Raw genomic sequence first — 19,626 nt, forward strand, 5'->3', positions numbered from 1 at the left:
AGCTTCCTTCGCGCCGCCCGATCCGCCTCTGGCCAACCGCCAGTGTCAGGCCCAACCCAATAATGAAAAAGGCCGGTGCCCTTCGACACCGGCCTCTTCGATCAAGCCGCCTTGGCGCGCGACATGCGCTTGCGCTCGTTCGGATCGAGGTAGCGCTTGCGCAGGCGGATATTCTTGGGCGTCACTTCGACCATTTCATCATCGTCGATGTAGGCGATCGCCTGTTCCAGCGTCATCTTCTTGGGCGGGGTCAGGCGGACGGCGTCATCCTTGCCGCTGGCGCGGAAGTTGGTGAGCGCCTTCGACTTCATCGGATTGACTTCAAGGTCTTCGGGCTTGGCATTCTCACCGATCACCATGCCTTCGTAGAGCGCTTCGCCCACGCCCACGAACAGGATGCCGCGTTCTTCCAGCGGACCCAGCGCATAGGCATTGGCTTCGCCCGCACCGTTCGAGATGAGGACGCCATTCTTGCGGCCTTCGATCTTGCCCTTGTGGGGGCCATATTTCTCGAACAGGCGGTTCATGATGCCGGTGCCGCGCGTGTCGGACAGGAATTCGCCATGATAGCCGATCAGGCCGCGCGAGGGTGCGGAGAAGGTGATGCGGGTCTTGCCGCCGCCCGAGGGGCGCATGTCGGTCATCTCGGCCTTGCGGATGTTCATCTTGTCCACGACCGTACCGGAAAATTCATCGTCCACGTCGATGACGACGGTTTCATAAGGCTCGGTCTTGTTGCCATTTTCGTCTTCGCCGAACAGCACGCGCGGACGCGAGATGCCGAGTTCAAAGCCTTCGCGGCGCATGGTTTCGATGAGGACGCCCAGCTGCAATTCGCCACGGCCAGCGACTTCGAAGCTGTCCTTGTCGTCCGATTCCGTCACCTTGATTGCGACGTTCGATTCCGCTTCGCGGGCCAGACGGTCGCGGATCATGCGGCTCGTCACCTTGCTGCCTTCACGGCCCGCCATCGGCGAATCGTTGACGGCAAAGCGCATCGACAGGGTCGGCGGATCGATCGGCTGCGCCTGGATCGGCTCGCTGACCGAGGTATCGCAGATGGTGTTGGCTACGGTCGCGACAGTGAGGCCCGCGAGGCTGATGATGTCACCCGCCTTGGCTTCGTCGACCGGTACGCGGTCGAGGCCCTGGAACGACATGATCTTCGACGCGCGACCGGTTTCGATGACCTTGCCGTCCATGTCGAGCGCGTGGATCGCCTGGTTCACCTTGACCGTGCCGGACTGGACGCGGCCAGTAAGGATACGGCCGAGGAAGTTGTCGCGGTCGAGCAGCGTCACGAGGAAGCTGAACGGTGCGTCCTGCTCCAGCGACGGCGGCGGCACATGGTCGACGATCTTCTGGAACAACGGCTCCAGAGTGCCTTCCCGGCGCTGCGGGTCTTCGCTGGCATAACCGTTGCGGCCCGAAGCGTAGAGGACGGGAAAGTCGAGCTGTTCGTCATTGGCTTCGAGCGTCACGAACAGGTCGAACACTTCGTCCAGCACTTCCTGGATGCGCTCATCGGGACGATCAACCTTGTTGACGACGACGATGGGACGCAGGCCCAGCGCCAGCGCCTTGCCGGTCACGAACTTGGTCTGCGGCATCGCGCCTTCCGACGAATCGACCAGCAGGATGACGCCGTCGACCATGGAGAGGATGCGCTCCACCTCGCCGCCGAAGTCGGCGTGGCCGGGGGTGTCGACGATGTTGATGCGGGTGCCGTTCCATTCGACCGAGGTCGGCTTCGCCAGAATGGTGATGCCGCGTTCTTTTTCGAGGTCGTTCGAATCCATCGCGCGCTCTTCGACGCGCTGATTGTCGCGGAAGGTGCCGGACTGGCGGAATAGCTGGTCGACGAGTGTCGTCTTGCCATGGTCAACGTGCGCGATGATCGCGATATTACGCAGGGACATGCATGTGCCTTTGGGATTTTGGTTTTCCCGGCCGGCACCACGCCTGACCAGATGTATCGCGCGCGCCCCTACAGGAAATGACGCGTTGCGGCAAGGGCGAGGGCCGCATTTGCATCGGCCGGAACGCAAGACCATATTCCACATTGAAGCACCACTGTTATAGTTACATATAACAGCTTGAAGGAGACGTTATGGCCAGCACCGCGCCCACCACGGCGACCGCCGACACGCTCAACCTGACGGCGCCCGATCCGGTGCCGCCCGTGGCGCCTGAAAAGGCGGCGGGCCTCGTTCCGATCGATGAGGACAAGCGGTCCAAGCTGGACGAGAAGGTCGATGCCTTTATCGACGACCTTGTCGCGCAGGACGCCAATTCCCCTGAATTCGGACAGCGGGTGGACCAGCTGACCAATATGGGCCGCAAGGAAATCGCCGAGGCGGCGGGCCATTCCAACCGCTTCCTCGACCGCCCCGTGCGCGCAATGGACAGCGACAATAAGGTGGGCGCGGACCTTGCCCAGTTGCGCCGCACGGTCGAGGATCTCGACCCCGGCAAGCGCGGCAGCCTGCTCGCGCCCAAGAAGCTGTTCGGCATCATCCCCTTCGGCAACAAGCTGCGCGACTATTTCGACGGCTATAAGAGCGCGCAGGGCCACATCAATTCGATCCTCGGCTCCCTGGCGAGCGGCAAGGACGTGCTGATCAAGGACAATGCCGCCATCGATGTCGAGCGGCAGAATATGTGGGCAACCATGGGCCGTCTGGAGCAGATGATCCACATCTCCAAGACGCTCGACGCGCGGCTGGAGGCGAAAGCGCTGGAACTCGACGCCGCTGATCCGGCCAAGGCCAAGGCGATCCGGGAAAGCGCGCTTTTCTACATCCGCCAGCGCACGCAGGATCTGCTGACGCAGATGGCCGTTACCGTGCAGGGCTATCTCGCGCTCGACCTCGTCAAGAAGAACAATGTCGAACTGGTGAAGGGCGTCGATCGCGCCAGCACCACCACCGTCGCCGCGCTGCGCACCGCCGTCACCGTGGCGCAGGCGCTGGCGGGCCAGAAGCTGGTGCTGGAACAGATCACCGCGCTTAATACGACCACCGCGAACATGATCGATTCGACCGGCGAGATGCTGAAGAACCAGACCGCGCAGATTCATGAGCAGGCGGCATCCAGCACGATCCCGATCGCAACGCTGCAACGCGCTTTCCAGAATATCTACGACACGATGGATAATATCGACACGTTCAAGGCCAAGGCGCTGGAGAATATGAAGACGACCGTAAACACGCTGACGAACGAGGTGGAAAAGTCGAAAGGCTATATCGCGCGCGCAGAAGGTCAGGCGCAGGCCGCGCAACAGGCGCGCGCCGACAATCCGCTGCTGAGCGCGATCGAGGCATAGAGAAGTGAGCAGGTCCGACCGGGTCCTTGCCGACGCGGAGGCAGTGCTTCACCGTCACGGCGAACGCGGGCGCAGCCTTTCGGCACGGGCGCGGCAGAGGCGCGGCGCTGCCCTGATGCGGAAAGCGAAATGGGCCTTCTGGTCAGTGCTTGCCATCCTCATCGGCAGCATGGTCGCGGGCTTCTTCATCCCGCTTGGCACGACCGGCGTCATGATCGCGCTTGGCGTCATGGTCGCGGCGCTGCTGCTGATCGCCCTCCTTCCCTCCGAACCGCGCGTCCGGACGCAGGCGCTTGCAGCCGCCCCCATTTCCGCCCTGCCGCTCCAGACCGAAATCTGGCTCAACAATCAGCGCAAGGCCCTCCCCGCCCCCGCCGTCGCTCTGGCGGACAGCATCGGCGTCAAGCTGGAAACGCTCGCCCCCCAGCTTGAGCGCCTCACCGATCAGGAACCCGCCGCGCAGGAAATCCGCAAGCTGCTGTCCGACCATCTGCCCGAACTGGTCACGGGCTATGAATCCATTCCCGTCCCCCTGCGCCGTCAGGAACGCAACGGCCGCATTCCGGAGCAGCAACTGGTCGAGGGTTTGAACGTCATCGACACCGAACTCGCGCGGATCAGCGAGACGCTCGCCAGCGGCGACATCGACAAGCTGGCGGTGCAGAACCGCTTCCTGGAGCTCAAATATCAGGAAGCAAAGGAACTCGGCCACTAGGCCAGCGGTCCTTCTGTCATGATCCACCTGACGCTGATCATCGTCGATTTTCTGACTGGCCTGCTCGCCGCCGGTGCGTGGGCGCTCGCCTCCGCGGGGGGCGTCATCGCCGCGCTGCTGGGCGGCGGATTGGTCAGCGCATCCCTGTTCCGAAGATGGCGCAAGCGGGGCTAAGCGTCAGCTGCCCCGAATAAGGGTGTCGATCGCCTCATCGGCCAGGAGCTGGCTGAACTGAATGCCGAAGCGCTTGCCCCGCGCCCACATGACCCGGCCGCTTGTTTCCACGCCGATCGCCTTTATCGCCACATAACTTCCCGTAGCAGGCGGCGTTTCGCAGTGCGCCAACGCTCCCGATGTGGACAGGTCGAGGAAATGACCGCGCATCTCCGCATTGCCGACGCATAGAGTGACAGGGCCGAACATCTTGTGTCGTGCAGTGTGCCGCCGCTGTTCGGCATTACCCGTCAGGAATTTGCTTTGGTCAATCATACCGAGCTTCCCCCCCGGCCACTCAATCACAAAAAGGTCAAGGCCATCCACAGAATCATGGTTAACTCGCCATTAGCTACCTTTTCCCCTAGGGAAACCGCTAATTTGTATCAGCTGTGCTTTTGATCGCACAGGGCACGATGCTTTGGGGCGACGGCCGGGCCACGATTCTGCGAAAGCGGGCAAAATAGCCTCCCGCCGTGGGCTTGGGCACCAGTTCCTCCAGCCGAAAACCAACCGATGCGAGTTCACAGATCAGCAGGCGCGGCGGCGTGCCATGCTGTCCGGTCGGGCGATCCGCATCGACGACGATCAGCTCGCCATCCTTCTTGAGCGCGGGGCTGAGGTTCCACAGGAAGGCATAGGGCTCCGCAATCTCATGATACATATGGACCATGAGGATGCGGTCGAAGCTGTTTTCGGGCAGCTTGGGGTCTTCCGGCGCGCCGAGTTTTACGCTGACATTGCGCCAATCCTCGCGCGTGATGCGGCGGGACAGCGCCTCGATCACTTCGGGCATGATATCTTCGGCCAGCACGCGACCCTTGGCACCCACCCGGTTGGCCAGCCGAACGGTATAATAGCCCTCGCCCGCCCCAATGTCTGCCACGGTCATGCCCGGCCGGATGCCCGCGCGGTCCATGATATCGTCGGCTTCGTTGACGCGGTCGCGCGCTTCTTCGCTGGACCAGCGGGTCGAGACGATGGGCGCGACCGGCCGGTCGGCTCGCGGAAAATCACGCGCGGCGGCGGGCCGGTCATCCTGCTTGGCGGATGACAACAGGCCGCAGCCCGCCAGCAGGAACAATGATCCCGCCAGCGCCGCCCGCATCATCAGTCGACATCCTCCACATCGACCTTCTCGCCCGTCACCTTCTGCGACAGGGCAGCCGCCATGAACGGGTCGAGCGCGCCGTCCAGCACGTCGTCGGGAGAGGTTGAGGTAACGCCGGTGCGCAGGTCCTTCACCAGCTGATAGGGCTGAAGCACATAGGAGCGGATCTGGTGGCCCCAGCCGATCTCGGTCTTCGCCTGATATTCGCCCGAAGCCGCCGCCTCGCGCTTCTGCAATTCGGCCTCGTACAACCGGGCCTTCAGCATGTTCATGGCCGTCGCGCGGTTCTTGTGCTGCGACCGGTCATTCTGCGATGCGACGATGATGCCCGAGGGAATGTGGGTGATGCGGACGGCGGAGTCGGTGGTGTTGACGTGCTGCCCGCCCGCGCCAGACGCGCGATAGGTATCGATCTTGAGGTCGCCTTCATTGACCTCAATCTCGATATTGTCGTCGATCACCGGATAGACCCACACAGACGAGAAACTGGTGTGCCGCCGCGCCGAGCTATCATAGGGGCTTATGCGCACCAGCCGGTGCACGCCGCTTTCGGTCTTGGCATAGCCATAGGCGTTCTCGCCCTTGAACAGGAACGTCGCGGACTTGATGCCCGCCTGATCACCCGCCTGATAGTCGACCAGTTCCACCTTATAGCCACGCCGTTCCGCCCAGCGGCGGTACATGCGGGACAGCATTTCCGCCCAGTCCTGGCTTTCCGTGCCACCCGCGCCCGCATGGATTTCAAGGTAAGTGTCGCTGGCATCGGCCTCACCGGCGAGCAGCGCCTTGATCTTGTCCTCGTCCGCGCGGTCGGCCAGCGCCTTCAGGGACGCGACGCCCTCATTGACCATGTCCTCATCGCCCTCGGCCTCGGCCATTTCGATGAGTTCGGCGGTGTCGGTCTTTTCGCTGTCGATCGCCCGGGTCGCGCCGATCGCGGCTTCCAGCCGCGTGCGTTCGCGCATGACTTCCTGCGCCATCTTCTGATTGTCCCACAACGTCGGGTCCTCGACGCGAGCGTTCAACTCGTCGAGACGGCGCAGCGCGCGATCCCAGTCGAGGAAGCGGCGCAGCAGGTCCAGCGCGGCGTCGATACGGTCGATATATTGCTGCGCTTCGGCGCGCATGGGAACTCTCCAGACAATTCGGGGCGCTCCCCGGCATCGGGCAGGAAACGCACTAAACGCCTGCCCCTATCCGAGGGCAGCGGATTTGGGAAGGTTCAATCCTCCAAGCCATGTCCGCGCAGTCTCCCAACAGGCCAGGCAAACCTTGTCCCTCCAGAGGCTATGCCATACACCTCGACCACGCCCAAAAGAGGCGCAAGGAGAGGAACGACATCTTGGCTGAACGACAATCTACCCATCCCGCACCGGCGCAGGCGGTGCTCGTGATACTCGCGCTCGTACCGATCATCGGGATTTTCTACGCCATCGGATCCGCCTTGGGCGTGGCGAGCTTCCTTTTCTTCGGTTTCATATTCGTGCTTTATTGGGCTGGCATCAAAGGCATGAATCCTGCGGAGTTCGCACCCGCGCTGTGCGGTTCTCTTGGCGGATTGGGCCTGGCATTTCTGCTGCACAGCCTGCCAACTGTTCTGGGCATGGCCGGAATGGCCATCGGATTGGTTGGCGTGGTCGTCGCGATCTACCTACTCATTCGCGGCCAGGCCAGCCTGATCGTCAACAATGCCTTCATGCTGCTGCTGACGCTCGGCAACCCCATGATATTTGAAAAGGACGCGGATTTCTCCGCTGCGGCAGTCGCCATCGTGACAGCGGCAGCCTATGTCGGGGGGCTCGCATTTCTGATGAAACGCTTCTCCGGCGGGTTGCGCGCAAAGGCGCAATAACGGGCCAGCAAAGGCGGGAGGTTAGTAAATCCCGCCTTGATCCTGCAGGAAGTCGCTGTCGGTCCGCTGCCGCGTCTGCGACCCCGCCTCGCGCCGGGCGGCGGCCTGTTCCTGAGCGGCCACCTCTTCCTTGCGGATCGATCGGCGCGGCTCGGTTTCTGGCTTGAACGCTTCCCAGATCACGGCGGGCTTGGGCTCGTCGGTGGGCCATACGCCATAGACGCGCTTGCCCGACCGGCGGTCGATCGTGACCATGCGGATACCGGCGGGGGCGACGAAGGGCGTCTTGGGCATCGTTTCCAGCACCGGAGACATGGCCGCCTTCCAGATCGGCGCGGCAATGCGGCCACCCTGCGCCCAGCCGCCCAGGCTGCGCGGCTGGTCATAGCCCATATAGACGCCCGCGACGATGTCGGGCGACCCGCCGACGAACCACACATTGGTCGGCCCGTTGGTCGTACCCGTCTTGCCGAACAGTGGCCGTTTCAGGTCGGCAAGGACCGTCGCGGTGCCGCGCTGGATCACGCCTTCGGCGATATGCACCACCTGATAGGCGGTCATCGGGTTCATCACCTGCCGCCCTTCAAAGCCGAAGCGTGGCATGGGTTTTCCATCCCAGTTCGCCATGTTGCAGCCGTCGCAGGCGCGCCAGCGCAGCGGCCAGATCACCTTGCCGCGCCGGTCCTGCACATAGTCCATCACCTTGGGCGAAAGCTGGCGGCCCTGATTGGCGAGCATCGCATAGGCGTTCACCATCCGCTCGACCGTGGTTTCGCCCGCGCCCAGAGCGAAGGAGAGATAGGGCTGATAATCGCCGATCCCCATCGCCTTGATCGTGCGGACGACACGATCCATGCCGGTCTGGCTGGCGGCGCGCACCGTCATCAGGTTGCGCGACTGCTCCACGCCCCAGCGCATCGTCTGCGGCCCGGCGCTGCCGCCGGAAAAGTTGCGGAAGCATTTCTGGCCAAGGCCCGCGCCCTGATAAACGCATAGCGGCCCATCGACGATGATGGAGGCTGGCGTCATCCCACCGTCGAGCGCGGCGGCATAGACGAACGGCTTGATGGTCGAACCGGGCTGACGCATCGCCTGCGTCGCGCGATTATAGGAGGACAAGCGACTGTCGAAGCCGCCCTGCATCGCCAGGACGCGCCCGGAATGGACCTGTTCGGCCATCATCCCGCCGGACACTTCGGGCACGTTGCGCAGCGCCCAGCTCGATCCGTTGCGGGCTACCGCGATCAGGTCTCCCGCCTTCATGCCGTTGAATGCGGGGCCGCCCACGCGCCGATAAGGCATCTGCGCGGCGCTGGCGGGCAGCGTTCCGGTCGATCCGTCGGAAAAGCCTAGTTCGGCGCCCGAAGAATTGCGGTCGATAACCGCCGCTATGCGCCAGTCGGCATAATCGATCCCGATATAGCTTGCCGCCAGTTCGCGCTTCCATCCACGGGCCATGTCGATCTTGCCCAACGGGCCGGACCAGCCCTTGCCCGCGTCGAAACGGATCAGGCCGTTGCGCAATGCCGTCGCGACGCCTTCCTGCAACTTGGGATCATAGGGACTACGCACCCAGAGGCCGCCTGCATAGACGCTGTTAGGGCCGTCCTCCGCCTTTTCACCAAACCGTTCGATAAGCCGCCGGCGGACCTCTTCCATATAATAGCCGCCCGCGCGCGCGTCGAAGCTAGAGCCATGCGGTGGGACCGTGCCGAGCGGTTGTGCCTGCGCTTCGTTCAATTGCGCCTGACTGATCCAGCCATTCTTGTACATTTCGCCCAGCGCCCAGTTGCGCCGGTCGAGCGCGCGCTCGTGGCCGGTCGGGCTTTCGGGGCGGTAATTTGCCGGCCCCTTGGGCAGGATGGCGAGATACGCCATCTCGTGCAGCTTCAGGTCGCCCACATCCTTATCGAAATAGGCGCGCGCCGCCGCCTGCACGCCATAGGCGTTCCGGCCGAGGAATATCTGATTGAAATAGAGTTCGAGGATCTGCTGCTTGGTCAGTACGCCTTCCATGCGATAGGCGAGGATCATTTCCTTCACCTTGCGCGTGGGGGAATATTCATCGCCAATCAGCAGGTTCTTGGCGACCTGCTGGGTGATGGTCGACCCACCCTTGGCGCGCTGGCCGGATCCGATCTTCGTCACATAGTCGAACACGGCGCCGAAGAAGCCGGGAATATCAACGCCATGATGTTCGAAGAAAGTCTTGTCCTCCGCCGCCAGATAAGCGCGGATCAGCAGAGGGGGATAGTCGCTATATTGCAGCTGGACGCGGCGCTCGCGCGCATAGCTGTGCACCGGCTGGCCATCGATGTCGCGCACGATCGTGGGCAGCGGCGGCTCATATTCCAGCAGCGTTCCGGCGTCGGGCAGGCCGCGCGCGAAGATGATCCAGAACAGCAGATAGGCGAGGAAAAGTCCGCCGAGCGCGATCGCCGCCCAGCGGAACCAGCGCCGCTGCCAAAGCGGGGAAAGCCTTTCCCGGAACGCGCGTCCACCCCCGCGCAAACGGTCGGCAAAGGACAAGTTGGCGGTGTGGGGACGGGCCTCTTCCATGACGAGAGGAGGCTCTAAGGTCAAAATGCGGCCAGCGCCAGTGCGGATCGTCGGGCCGCGCCCCGGTCAGCCGCCGCCAAGGGGCAGCTTGCGGGCGAAATATATCTCGACGGCCTTGGCAACGCCCTTCGCGATGCGGCTGCGCCCTTCGGGTGAGGCCAGGAAGGCGGCATCCTCGGCATTGCTGAGATAGCCGGTCTCGAACAGGACCGATGGCGTGTCCGGCGCCTTCAAAACCATGAGTGAAGCATAGCGGTGGAACGTAGTGCGGAAGGTCAGGAACGGCGCCCCCTCCCGCTGAAGAAGGCGGGCGAAATTCGCTGATTCCTTCATTGTTTCGCGCTGAGTAAGGTCGATCAGGATAGACGACACCTGGTCAGTCTGCCCGCCCAGATTGACGCCGTTCAGAACGTCCGCCCTGTTCTCCCGCGCCGCCAGCCGCGCCGCTTCCCGATCCGATGCCACTTCCGACAGGGTATAGACCGTCGCGCCGCGCGCCTCATGATTGTCCGCCGAATCGGCATGAACGGAAATGAAGAGGTCCGCGTTCATCTTCCGCGCGATGCCATAGCGTTCCTGCAGGACCAGAAAGCGGTCGTCATCCCTTGTCAGCGCGACGCGAAGTCTGCCCGACTTCACCAGCTGATCCCGGATCGCCTGCGCGATCGCGAGCGTCAGATCCTTTTCGCGCTCGCCGGTTTCGGCGTTGATCGCGCCGGGATCATGACCGCCATGCCCCGCATCGATGACGATCAGCGGGCGTGACGCGTCGGCTGATCCTTCCACCCGTGGCAGCGAGAGGCCCCGCGCCACCGGCGGGATCGGTACGGTGATGCTGTGCAGCCGCTTGGCCGGACGCGGCGCCATGGAAGCTGGCTTATCGAAGCTGATGCGCTCCGTCCCCTGAGGACCGGCCAGAAAAGCAGTTGCCAGGGCAAGGGCGTGCAGCATGGCGCGCTTGTGCCCCGCACCGCCCCATGCCGTCCAGCCCCATTTCTGCGGCGGCCATTCGACCCTGCGTTTACCTTTGCTTCACCATGTTGGGCGATTAAACGCAGGAATGGCAGCATTCGTCCTGGAACAAACAATTTTGCGGGGGACGTTGCTAGGCTGGCCTTAGGCTGCTACCCATTCACATTCCTGAAAGAAACGCCCACATTAGGCCCGTTTCTTCATCAGGAACTTTCACGGCAGCATCGGCGAGCGCCAAGGCGCTTGAGACCCGATGCGACGAACAGGTTGACGCTGCATGAGGCATGATTTCCATTCCACGCTGAGCCCGATAGCGGGCGATGCGGCGTGGATGGAGCGGACCGGCGATTTGCCCGGCCCTGCCGATGCAGCAGAAGCGCAGTTTTTCCTGTCAAACCGGACGATAGCAACACCCGCGCCGCTGGCGGCGCGACTGCATTCGTCCCTTCACTATCGCGTGGCAGCCCGGCCCAGTGCCGCTGGCCGCCTTCGCCGGAGAATAATAAATGACAATGCGTATGCTGATCGATGCGCGCCACCGGGAAGAGACCCGGGTCGCGGTCGTCAAAGGTAACCGGATCGAGGAGTTTGATTTCGAATCGGCGGAGCACAAGCAGCTCAAAGGTAATATCTACCTCGCCAAGGTTACCCGTGTAGAACCCTCGCTTCAGGCGGCGTTCGTCGATTATGGCGGCAACCGCCACGGCTTCCTGGCGTTCAGCGAAATCCATCCCGACTATTACCAGATCCCCCGCGAAGACCGCGAGGCGTTGCTGCGTGAGGAACGCGAGCATGCCGAGGAAGAGGCCGCTTTGCGCGCCGATTTCGAGGATGACGATGATCATCATGGCGACGATGGGCTGGAATTGGTCGAAGCCACGCATCATGAAGAGGATGAGGGCGAGGCCGCCGAGAGCAGCGAAGGCCCCGCAAAGGGCGGCCGCCGCAAGCGCGGTGGCGACGAAGCCGCTGACGAACTGCGCCGCAAGCGCATGGCTCTGCGTCGTCGCTACAAGATTCAGGACGTCATCAAGCGCCGTCAGGTGCTGCTGGTGCAGGTCGTAAAGGAAGAGCGCGGCAACAAGGGCGCGGCTCTGACCACCTATCTGTCGCTGGCCGGTCGCTATTGCGTGCTGATGCCGAACACGTCGCATGGTGGCGGGATTTCGCGCAAGATCAGCAACGCCGCCGACCGCAAGCGGCTGAAGACGATCGTCGCGGAGATGAACCTGCCCTCCACCATGGGCTGCATCGTCCGCACCGCCGGGCTTCAGCGCACGAAGCCGGAGATCAAGCGCGACTTCGACTATCTCGCTCGCCTGTGGGACGAGATTCGCGAAAAGACGCTGAAGTCGGAAGCGCCCGCGCTGATCCACAATGACAGCGACCTCATCAAGCGCGCGATCCGCGATATCTACAACAAGGATATCGAAGAGGTCATCGTCGAGGGCGAATATGGCTATAAGGCCGCCAAGGACTTCATGAAGCTGCTGATGCCCAGCCATGCGCGCCGGGTGCAGCAATATGCCGACGCGGTTTCGCTGTTCCAGCGCGCGGGCGTCGAGGATCAGCTGGCCGCGATGTATAATCCGGTCGTGCAGCTGAAATCGGGCGGCTATCTTGTCATCAACCCGACCGAGGCGCTGGTGTCGATCGACATCAACTCGGGCCGTTCGACCCGCGAGCATGGCATCGAGCAGACCGCCGTCGCCACGAACCTGGAGGCAGCGCGCGAAATCGCTCGCCAGTTGCGCCTGCGCGACATGGCAGGTCTGGTCGTCATCGACTTTATCGACATGGAGATGAACTCCAACATCCGTAAGGTCGAGAAGGCGATGAAGGAGGCGCTGAAGGACGACCGCGCTCGTATTCAGGTCGGCCGCATCTCCGGCTTCGGCCTGATGGAAATGAGCCGCCAGCGCCTGCGCACCGGCGTGCTGGAGGCATCGACCCGTCAGTGCCCGCATTGCGAAGGCACCGGCCTTGTTCGCACGGCATCGTCGGCGGGCCTTAGCGCGCTGCGCATGCTGGAAGAGGAAGCGGCGCGTGGTCGCGGCAACCTCGTCACCCTGCGCGCGAGCCAGGAAGCGGCCTTCTATGTCCTCAACAACAAGCGCCGCGAACTGGACGAGATCGAGCAGCGCTATGGCGTGACGATCGCCATCCTGCCGGATGGCGAGGTCGAAGGCGCGCGCATGTCGGTCGAAGCCAGCGGCCCGCGTCCGGAACGGGTGGTGAGCTATGCTCCGATCGTCGAGGAAGAGGATGACCTCGATATCGTCGAGGAGCTGGAAGAAGAGGAAATCGAGGAAGTCGAGGCCGCTGAGCGCGAAGAGCGCGGCGACCGGGGCGAGGACCGCGAAGGTGGCCGCCGCCGCCGTCGTCGCCGCCGTCGCCGTGGCGGCCAGCGTGATGAGCATCACGCCGAAGGTGAAGCGGAAGCTGCCGCTGGTGCCGACGACGAAACTGGCGAAGAAGCCGAATCGGCTGACGAAGAAACGGAAGGACAGCCTGTCGAGGCCCATGGCGAAGGCGAAGAGGCCAGTCGCCGTCGTGGCCGTCGCGGTCGCCGTGGCGGACGCCGTCGTCGCGAGGGCGAAGCGGTTGCTGATGACGCTGTCGGCGAAGCCGTAGAAGCTTCCGAGCCCGCCGCTGTCGAGCCTGTCGCCGAGACGGTAGCAGAAGCAGCGCCCGAAGCGCCTGTGGAGGAAGAGGCGCCAAAGACGCGTCGTCGCCCCCGTGCTCGCAAGGCAAAGGAAGCCGTAGAAGCGCCCGTGGAGACCCCCGAGGCTCCGGTCGAAGCGGCAGCCGAGGAAGCACCCGCCAAGCCCAAGCGCACTCGGCGCAAGAAGGCAGAAGCTGCTCCCGAAGCCCCTGCCGAACCGGTCGTAAGCGTGGAACCGGAAGCCGAGGCACCCGCCAAGCCCAAGCGCACTCGGCGCAAGAAGGTTGAGGCCATTGCCCAGGACGCGGCGGAGGCTCCCGCGATCGCAGGAGCCGTGGCACCGGAAGCTGGCGCAACAGCGGGTGAGAGCGCGGTCTCGACGGCTGATGGCGAAGAGACGAACGACGACGAGAGCGCACCGCGCCGTGGATGGTGGCAGCGCACCTTCGGTCAGTAAGGACGTCCGCCCGATGAGCAACGCCGCCGCCTTGCCGGTTTTCCGGAAAGGTGGCGGCGTTCTCGCTTCAGGCGGAGTTCATGGCGATGCTGGCAGGCGCGCGGACATGCTGCGTTCTTCCCTGCTCCATGGTGATCGGCCATGATGCGCCGCTGGCTGCGCGCCGCCGCGATTGCTGCTGCGTCGCTGGCATTCATCGTCCAGCCCGCGCTGGCGCAACAGATTCTGCGCGACGCCGAAACCGAAGCTTTCATGGCGGACATGTCGGGGCCGCTCGTCAGCGCGGCGGGGATGGAACCGCGCAATGTCCAGGTGCTGGTTCTCAACGATCCGGAAATCAACGCCTTCGTCGCGGGCGGACAATATGTCTGGGTTCATAGCGGTCTGATCGCCGCAGCCGACAATGTGAGCCAGCTGCAAGGGGTCGTCGCGCACGAGCTCGGCCATATCGAGGGCGGCCATATCATCCGGTCATCGGAAGGCATGAAGGCCGCGACCGGCATCACCCTGCTCAGCCTGGTCCTGGGCGCCGCTGCGATTGCGGCAGGCGGCGCGGAAGCGGGCATGGGCATTTTGGGCATGGGACAGCAGGCGGCGATGGGCAAATATCTCGCCTTTTCGCGCGCGCAGGAAAGCTCGGCCGACCTTGCCGGTGCGCGCTATTTGAGCAAGGCGGGCTTATCGGGCAAGGGCAGCCTGGAATTCTTCAAGAAGTTACAGAACCAGGAATATCGTCTCGCGATCCCGCAGGAGGATAGCTACGGCCGCACGCATCCGCTGTCCGGCGAACGCATCAATGTTCTGCGGGAAGTGTATACGGTCGATCCCGCTTGGGACAAACCGATCGATCCGAAGCTGGAAGCCCGGTTCGAACGCATCAAGGCCAAGCTGGTCGGCTTCGTTTCCGAACCCACGCAAACGCTGATCAAATATCCCGAGAGCGATCAGTCTCTCCCCGCGCATTATGCGCGCGCCTACGCCTGGCATAAAAGCGCCTATCCCGACAAGGCAATCGCCGAGGTCAACGCCCTTCTGACAGCGCAGCCGCATGACCCTTATTTCCTGGAACTCAAGGGTCAGGTGATGCTGGAAAGCGGCAAGCCCGCCGACGCCATCCCGCCGCTGCGCGAAGCCGTGAAACTGACGCAGCAGCCTTTGATCGCCACCATGCTGGGCCATGCGCTGATCGCGACGGAGGATGACAAGAACTTCGCCGAAGCCGAACAGGTGCTGCGTAATGCTGTGGCGCGCGACCGGGAAAATCCGTTCGCCTGGTATCAGCTTGGGGTCGTCTATGAACGGCGGGGTGACACGCCCCGCGCGGCGCTGGCAACGGCAGAACGCTATGCCCTGATGGGCGACGACCAGATGGCGCTGCGCAGCGCGGACGCGGCCATGCAGGGATTGAAGCCCGGCACGGTTGACTATCTGCGAGCGCAAGATATCGCCATGGTCTCCCGCGCAGCCGTCGAGCAGAAGCGAAAGAAGAAATGACCGAAACCTCTCGACCCGGCATTCGCGCCGCCCTTTCCAACAGGACCATCCAGATGACGATTGGCGCCCTCGCCTTCATCGCCGCCACGGCCGCTGGCGCGGCTCTAGGCATGCAGAGTAGCGGCAGCGTCGCCGCCGGAGACAAGGCTGCGATCGAGAAGATCGTGCGCGACTATATTCTGGAGCATCCCGAGATCATTCCCGAGGCGGTCGAACGGCTGCAGGCGAAACGCGTGTCGGACAGCATCGGCGAAAGCCGCAAGGCGATCGAAACACCCTATGCGGGCGCGTGGGAAGGCGCGGCCAACGGGGATGTCACGGTGGTCGAATTCTTCGATTACGCATGCGGCTATTGCCGCGCGTCCCTGCCCGACCTCGCCAAGCTGGTGGGCGAGGACAAGGGGGTGAAGGTCGTCTATCGTGAATTGCCGATCCTGTCCGACGAGAGCGCCGATGCGGCCAAGGTGTCGCTGCTGGCGGCGGAAAAGGGCCAGTATATGCCTTTCCATCGGGCGCTGTATGCGAGCGGGAAGGTCACGCGAGACACCATATTGGGCGCCGCCGCCAAGGTCGGCATAGACGGAAAGGCTGCGGAGGCGGCCATGGCCAACAGCAAATATGATGGTGAAATCCAGGCGAACATCGCGCTGGCGCAAAAGCTGCGCGCCACGGGCACGCCGACCTTTGTGGTGGGTGATCAGGTGTTGAATGGTGCGGTGGGGTATGACGCGCTCAAGCAGGCGGTCGCGGCGGTACGGGCGAAGTAAGGGCCACCACTCCCTCTCCCCTTCAGGGGTCGGCCAGAGGCACGTGACTCTGGCCGAGGTGTCGAGCGTAGCGAAGGCGGGAGAGGGGAACGCACAGCACATCCGTTGCTCCCCTCTCCCTAGCCCTCTCCCCTGAAGGGGAGAGGGAACATGTTGAGCATATCCCCCCTCCTCCGCCATTGACTCGTCCCCCGCTTTTGCCTATCGGACGCCCCCTGACATGCGGTCGCCCATTGGCGGCCCTTTTTTGTCACGCCCGATTTTGACGTTTTGCTTGAGGAATGAACGATGAAGCGCACCTATCAGCCGAGCAATCTGGTTCGGAAGCGCCGTCACGGTTTCCGCGCTCGCATGGCGACCCCCGGCGGCCGCAATGTGATCCGCGCCCGCCGTTCGCGGGGCCGCAAGAGCCTGAGCGCCTGAACGACGCGCCGCCGGATCGCGCGCCAGCCATGATGAGGCGGCGCGCTGATTTTCTGGCGGCGAATCGTGGGCGGCGCGCGCCGATGCCGGGCTTTGTCCTGCTGGTGCGCGAACGTGGCGATGGCGATCCGGCGATGCGTATCGGCATCACGGTTACGAAAAAGATTGGCGGCGCTGTCATCCGCAACCGGATGAAGCGCCGTTTTCGCGTCTTGGCGCGGGATTTGTTGCCTATCCAAGGAGTCGCGGGCGCGGACCATGTGCTGATCGGCCGTTCCGAAGGTATCGAGCGCGACTTTGCGTTGCTCCGGTCGGAACTGGAAAAGGCTCTGGGCAAGGTGATGAGCCGCCCTGCTGGCACCCATCGAGGGCCTCCGCGAAAGAAACCTTCCCGCGAACAGGGCGCTCAGTAGCAATGATCGCTCGTCTGCTTATCCTGATTGCGCGCTTCTGGCAGCTTGGCCCTTCGCGCATATTGCCCCCCAGCTGCCGTTATGCACCGTCCTGTTCGCAATATGCCATAGAAGCCATCCGCAAATATGGTGCGGTGAAGGGTAGCTGGCTCGCCACGAAGCGGCTAATGCGATGCCATCCTTGGGGCGGTTCGGGCTACGACCCGGTCCCCTGATACGAATTTTCACAAGACACGGCGGAGCCGACAAGCGTGGACGACAAGAAGAATATTGTTCTGGCGGTGCTACTGACCGCAGCGATCCTGTTCGGCTGGCCCTATATTGCCAAGCATTTCTTCCCTGCCGCGAACCCGCCCGCGACGAAGATCGAAGGCGGCAAGACCACGCCGGTGGCGCAGGGATCAAGCCCGGTAGCCAGCAGTCCGTCGGCGACTCGCGATCGCGCCCTGGTCTTGAAGGAAAGCCCGCGCGTCGCGATCCGTACGCCCAAGCTGACCGGCTCCATCAACCTGAAGGGCGCGCGCATCGACGATATCGTGCTGCCCACCTATGGCGAAACGATCGCGAAAAATTCGCCCGCGATCCGGCTCTACAGCCCTTCGGGCACGAGCGACGCCTTTTTCGCTGGCTTCGGCTGGCAAGGCGAAGGGTTGAAGGCGCCTGACGCGAACACCGTCTGGTCGGCCGACGCGAAGGAACTGACCCCGACCAACCCCGTGACCCTGCGGTGGGACAATGGTGCGGGCCAGGCCTTCGAAATCCGCCTGTCGGTGGATGATAATTACATGATCACCGCGCAGCAGAAGGTCGTGAACAGCGGCACTGGCGTGGTCGGGGTGAAGCCTTATGGTTACATCAACCGCACCGGCATCCCCAAGGACCCGGACACCTGGACCATCCATGTCGGCCCGATGGGCGTGTTCAACGGCGCTGCCAACTATGATGTGAACTACAAAGACCTGAACAAGGGTCCTTCCAGCCAGAGCTTCCAGTCCACAGGCGGCTGGCTGGGCTTCACCGACAAATATTGGCTGTCGGCACTGGTCCCCGACCAGAAGGCAGCATTTGAGGGTCAGTTCCGTAAGGGTGCCGGCACGCAATATCAGGCCGACTACAGCCTGGCTCCGACCATGCTGGCGCCGGGCAAGGCCGTCACCCAGACGGTGCGCCTGTTCGTGGGCGCGAAGGAAGTGAAGACGCTCGAAGCCTATCAGGATGCGGGCATTCCGCTGTTCGACCGGGCTATCGACTGGGGCTGGTTCTACTGGTTCGAGAAGCCGATCTTCGCGCTGCTGCACTGGCTGTTCGAACATATCGGCAATTTCGGCGTCGCGATCATCTGCCTGACCTTCGTGGTCCGCGCGCTGATGTTCCCCGTGGCCCAGCGCCAGTTCGCCAGCATGGCGGCGATGCGGGCGGTCCAGCCCAAGATGAAGGCGCTGCAGGAGAAATATAAGGACGACAAGCCCAAGCTGCAGCAGGAGATGATGGAGCTGTACAAGCGCGAGAAGGTCAATCCGCTCGCAGGCTGTCTGCCCATCTTCATCCAGATCCCAATCTTCTTCGCGCTGTACAAGGTGTTGCAGCTGACGATCGAAATGCGTCATCAGCCCTTCGTGCTGTGGATCAAGGATCTGTCCGCGCCCGATCCGCTGCATATTCTCAACCTGTTCGGCCTGCTGCCCTTCACCCCGCCGTCCTTCTTGGCGATCGGCGTGCTGGCGCTGCTGCTGGGCATTTCGATGTGGCTGCAGTTCAAGCTGAATCCGGCTCAGATGGACCCGATGCAGCAGCAGATCTTCTCAATCATGCCGTGGATGATGATGTTCATCATGGCGCCGTTTGCTGCGGGCCTGCTGGTCTACTGGATCACCAACAATTGCCTGTCGATGCTGCAGCAGTGGTGGCTCTACAAGCGCCACCCCGTGCTGAACGCGGCTCCGGCGAAATAAGGCGGATATCCAAGTGAACGAGCAGGAACAGGCAGAGTTGATCGAGGAAGCGCGCAAGGTGTTCGCCGGGCCGATCACCTTTCTCAAGTCAGCGCCGGATTTGAAGTTCCTGCCCGACATGTCGGTCAATGAAGTGGCGTTCGCGGGCCGATCGAACGTCGGCAAATCGTCCCTGCTGAACGCACTGACGGGCCGCAACGGGCTTGCCCGCACGTCGAACACGCCGGGACGGACGCAGGAACTGAACTTTTTCGATGTCGGTGACCCGTTGCGCTTTCGCCTCGTCGATATGCCTGGCTATGGCTATGCGCGCGCGCCCAAGGATATGGTGCGCCAGTGGCGTTTCCTGGTGAACGACTATCTGCGCGGGCGGGCGAAGCTGAAGCGCGCACTCGTCCTGATCGACAGTCGGCATGGCATCAAGGATGTCGATAATGAGATTTTCGACATGCTGGACGCGGCGGCCGTCAGTTATCGCATCGTCCTGACCAAAGCGGACAAGGTAAAGGCCAGCCATCTCGCCGAAGTGATACAGGCGACCGGCGATGCCGTCCGGAAACGGCCCGCTGCCCATCCCGAGATTATTCCGACCTCAAGCGAAAAGGGCATGGGCATAGCGGAACTTCGGGCGGCCGTTCTGGCGAGCGTGAGTGAAGGGTGACAAGTCTTTGTTAAAACGGGGCAGTTGACCCTGCCCTCCCTCCGCTG

At 63.0% G+C, this 19,626-nt stretch carries 17 protein-coding genes and 1 pseudogene; 12 read left to right on the forward strand and 6 right to left on the reverse strand.

Annotated elements, in window-relative coordinates:
* Positions 1-101 precede the first annotated feature (101 nt).
* Complete coding sequence (gene typA, locus ACZ51H_RS09280; RefSeq protein ID WP_449474141.1) at positions 102-1,919, reverse strand: translational GTPase TypA; 1,818 nt, start codon at positions 1,917-1,919, stop codon at positions 102-104.
* Between the two features lie 191 nt (positions 1,920-2,110).
* Here typA and ACZ51H_RS09285 point away from each other — a divergent pair, with 191 nt between their 5' ends.
* Genes ACZ51H_RS09285 through ACZ51H_RS09295 form a run of 3 tightly spaced genes read left to right on the forward strand, consistent with a single transcriptional unit; the run spans position 2,111 to position 4,214 of the window.
* Positions 2,111-3,325, forward strand: a complete 1,215-nt coding sequence (locus tag ACZ51H_RS09285; protein WP_464801661.1) for a toxic anion resistance protein — start codon at positions 2,111-2,113, stop codon at positions 3,323-3,325.
* 4 nt (positions 3,326-3,329) lie between these two features.
* Positions 3,330-4,040, forward strand: a complete 711-nt coding sequence (locus tag ACZ51H_RS09290; RefSeq protein WP_464801662.1) for a hypothetical protein — start codon at positions 3,330-3,332, stop codon at positions 4,038-4,040.
* Between the two features lie 18 nt (positions 4,041-4,058).
* Positions 4,059-4,214, forward strand: a complete 156-nt coding sequence (locus ACZ51H_RS09295; protein WP_449474146.1) for a hypothetical protein — start codon at positions 4,059-4,061, stop codon at positions 4,212-4,214.
* A 3-nt stretch (positions 4,215-4,217) separates the two neighbouring features.
* Here ACZ51H_RS09295 and ACZ51H_RS09300 read toward each other — a convergent pair whose 3' ends face one another.
* The 3 genes from ACZ51H_RS09300 to prfB form a co-directional block, all read right to left on the reverse strand.
* Positions 4,218-4,529 (reverse strand): PilZ domain-containing protein, encoded by a 312-nt coding sequence (locus tag ACZ51H_RS09300; RefSeq protein ID WP_449474147.1) that lies wholly within the window; start codon positions 4,527-4,529, stop codon positions 4,218-4,220.
* Between the two features lie 100 nt (positions 4,530-4,629).
* Positions 4,630-5,364 (reverse strand): class I SAM-dependent methyltransferase, encoded by a 735-nt coding sequence (locus tag ACZ51H_RS09305; RefSeq protein ID WP_464771311.1) that lies wholly within the window; start codon positions 5,362-5,364, stop codon positions 4,630-4,632.
* A complete protein-coding gene (prfB, locus tag ACZ51H_RS09310; protein WP_196224571.1) occupies positions 5,364-6,491 on the reverse strand; it encodes a peptide chain release factor 2 in 1,128 nt (375 codons plus the stop codon). Before prfB ends, ACZ51H_RS09305 begins: the two co-directional genes overlap by 1 nt.
* A 215-nt stretch (positions 6,492-6,706) precedes the next feature.
* On the opposite strand from prfB, the gene ACZ51H_RS09315 reads away from it, so the two are divergent.
* The gene (locus tag ACZ51H_RS09315; RefSeq protein WP_460986782.1) at positions 6,707-7,216 is read left to right on the forward strand and encodes a hypothetical protein; all 510 of its coding nucleotides are present in this window, start codon (positions 6,707-6,709) and stop codon (positions 7,214-7,216) included.
* 21 nt (positions 7,217-7,237) lie between these two features.
* Here ACZ51H_RS09315 and ACZ51H_RS09320 read toward each other — a convergent pair whose 3' ends face one another.
* Together ACZ51H_RS09320 and ACZ51H_RS09325 are read right to left on the reverse strand one after the other, a co-directional pair.
* On the reverse strand, positions 7,238-9,775 hold the full coding sequence (locus tag ACZ51H_RS09320) for a penicillin-binding protein 1A (RefSeq protein ID WP_464801663.1): 2,538 nt from the start codon (positions 9,773-9,775) through the stop codon (positions 7,238-7,240).
* A gap of 66 nt (positions 9,776-9,841) precedes the next feature.
* Positions 9,842-10,678 (reverse strand): annotated as a pseudogene (locus ACZ51H_RS09325) (N-acetylmuramoyl-L-alanine amidase family protein); the annotation flags it as partial.
* A 575-nt stretch (positions 10,679-11,253) separates the two neighbouring features.
* Here ACZ51H_RS09325 and ACZ51H_RS09330 point away from each other — a divergent pair.
* The 8 genes from ACZ51H_RS09330 (at position 11,254) to yihA (ending at position 19,579) form a co-directional block, all read left to right on the forward strand.
* Positions 11,254-13,869, forward strand: a complete 2,616-nt coding sequence (locus ACZ51H_RS09330) for an Rne/Rng family ribonuclease (protein WP_464801664.1) — start codon at positions 11,254-11,256, stop codon at positions 13,867-13,869.
* A gap of 144 nt (positions 13,870-14,013) precedes the next feature.
* On the forward strand, positions 14,014-15,363 hold the full coding sequence (locus ACZ51H_RS09335; RefSeq protein WP_464802877.1) for a M48 family metalloprotease: 1,350 nt from the start codon (positions 14,014-14,016) through the stop codon (positions 15,361-15,363).
* Positions 15,360-16,130 (forward strand): DsbA family protein, encoded by a 771-nt coding sequence (locus tag ACZ51H_RS09340; protein ID WP_464801665.1) that lies wholly within the window; start codon positions 15,360-15,362, stop codon positions 16,128-16,130. Before ACZ51H_RS09335 ends, ACZ51H_RS09340 begins: the two co-directional genes overlap by 4 nt.
* Before the next feature lie 288 nt (positions 16,131-16,418).
* Entirely contained in the window at positions 16,419-16,553 is a 135-nt protein-coding gene (gene rpmH / locus ACZ51H_RS09345) for a 50S ribosomal protein L34 (RefSeq protein WP_013848777.1), read from the forward strand.
* Between the two features lie 32 nt (positions 16,554-16,585).
* Complete coding sequence (gene rnpA, locus ACZ51H_RS09350; RefSeq protein WP_464802878.1) at positions 16,586-16,966, forward strand: ribonuclease P protein component; 381 nt, start codon at positions 16,586-16,588, stop codon at positions 16,964-16,966.
* Between the two features lie 2 nt (positions 16,967-16,968).
* A complete protein-coding gene (gene yidD / locus ACZ51H_RS09355; protein WP_066526720.1) occupies positions 16,969-17,181 on the forward strand; it encodes a membrane protein insertion efficiency factor YidD in 213 nt (70 codons plus the stop codon).
* 36 nt (positions 17,182-17,217) lie between these two features.
* Entirely contained in the window at positions 17,218-18,918 is a 1,701-nt protein-coding gene (yidC, locus tag ACZ51H_RS09360) for a membrane protein insertase YidC (RefSeq protein ID WP_449474161.1), read from the forward strand.
* A gap of 13 nt (positions 18,919-18,931) precedes the next feature.
* On the forward strand, positions 18,932-19,579 hold the full coding sequence (yihA, locus tag ACZ51H_RS09365) for a ribosome biogenesis GTP-binding protein YihA/YsxC (RefSeq protein WP_464801666.1): 648 nt from the start codon (positions 18,932-18,934) through the stop codon (positions 19,577-19,579).
* Positions 19,580-19,626: the final 47 nt, after the last annotated feature.

This window comes from Sphingobium sp. TomMM15, assembly GCF_055397045.1.

What these genes read in the sequence shown, in the direction of transcription:
- ACZ51H_RS09305 (WP_464771311.1), bottom strand. Translation starts at nt 5,364, where the DNA reads ATGATGCGGGCGGCGCTGGCGGGATCATTGTTCCTGCTGGCGGGCTGC.
- yidD (WP_066526720.1), top strand. Translation starts at nt 16,969, where the DNA reads ATGATCGCTCGTCTGCTTATCCTGATTGCGCGCTTCTGGCAGCTTGGC.
- ACZ51H_RS09340 (WP_464801665.1), top strand. Translation starts at nt 15,360, where the DNA reads ATGACCGAAACCTCTCGACCCGGCATTCGCGCCGCCCTTTCCAACAGG.
- ACZ51H_RS09300 (WP_449474147.1), bottom strand. Translation starts at nt 4,529, where the DNA reads ATGATTGACCAAAGCAAATTCCTGACGGGTAATGCCGAACAGCGGCGG.
- typA (WP_449474141.1), bottom strand. Translation starts at nt 1,919, where the DNA reads ATGTCCCTGCGTAATATCGCGATCATCGCGCACGTTGACCATGGCAAG.
- ACZ51H_RS09335 (WP_464802877.1), top strand. Translation starts at nt 14,014, where the DNA reads ATGCGCCGCTGGCTGCGCGCCGCCGCGATTGCTGCTGCGTCGCTGGCA.
- ACZ51H_RS09320 (WP_464801663.1), bottom strand. Translation starts at nt 9,775, where the DNA reads ATGGAAGAGGCCCGTCCCCACACCGCCAACTTGTCCTTTGCCGACCGT.
- rnpA (WP_464802878.1), top strand. Translation starts at nt 16,586, where the DNA reads ATGAGGCGGCGCGCTGATTTTCTGGCGGCGAATCGTGGGCGGCGCGCG.
- ACZ51H_RS09330 (WP_464801664.1), top strand. Translation starts at nt 11,254, where the DNA reads ATGACAATGCGTATGCTGATCGATGCGCGCCACCGGGAAGAGACCCGG.
- ACZ51H_RS09285 (WP_464801661.1), top strand. Translation starts at nt 2,111, where the DNA reads ATGGCCAGCACCGCGCCCACCACGGCGACCGCCGACACGCTCAACCTG.
- prfB (WP_196224571.1), bottom strand. Translation starts at nt 6,491, where the DNA reads ATGCGCGCCGAAGCGCAGCAATATATCGACCGTATCGACGCCGCGCTG.
- rpmH (WP_013848777.1), top strand. Translation starts at nt 16,419, where the DNA reads ATGAAGCGCACCTATCAGCCGAGCAATCTGGTTCGGAAGCGCCGTCAC.
- ACZ51H_RS09295 (WP_449474146.1), top strand. Translation starts at nt 4,059, where the DNA reads ATGATCCACCTGACGCTGATCATCGTCGATTTTCTGACTGGCCTGCTC.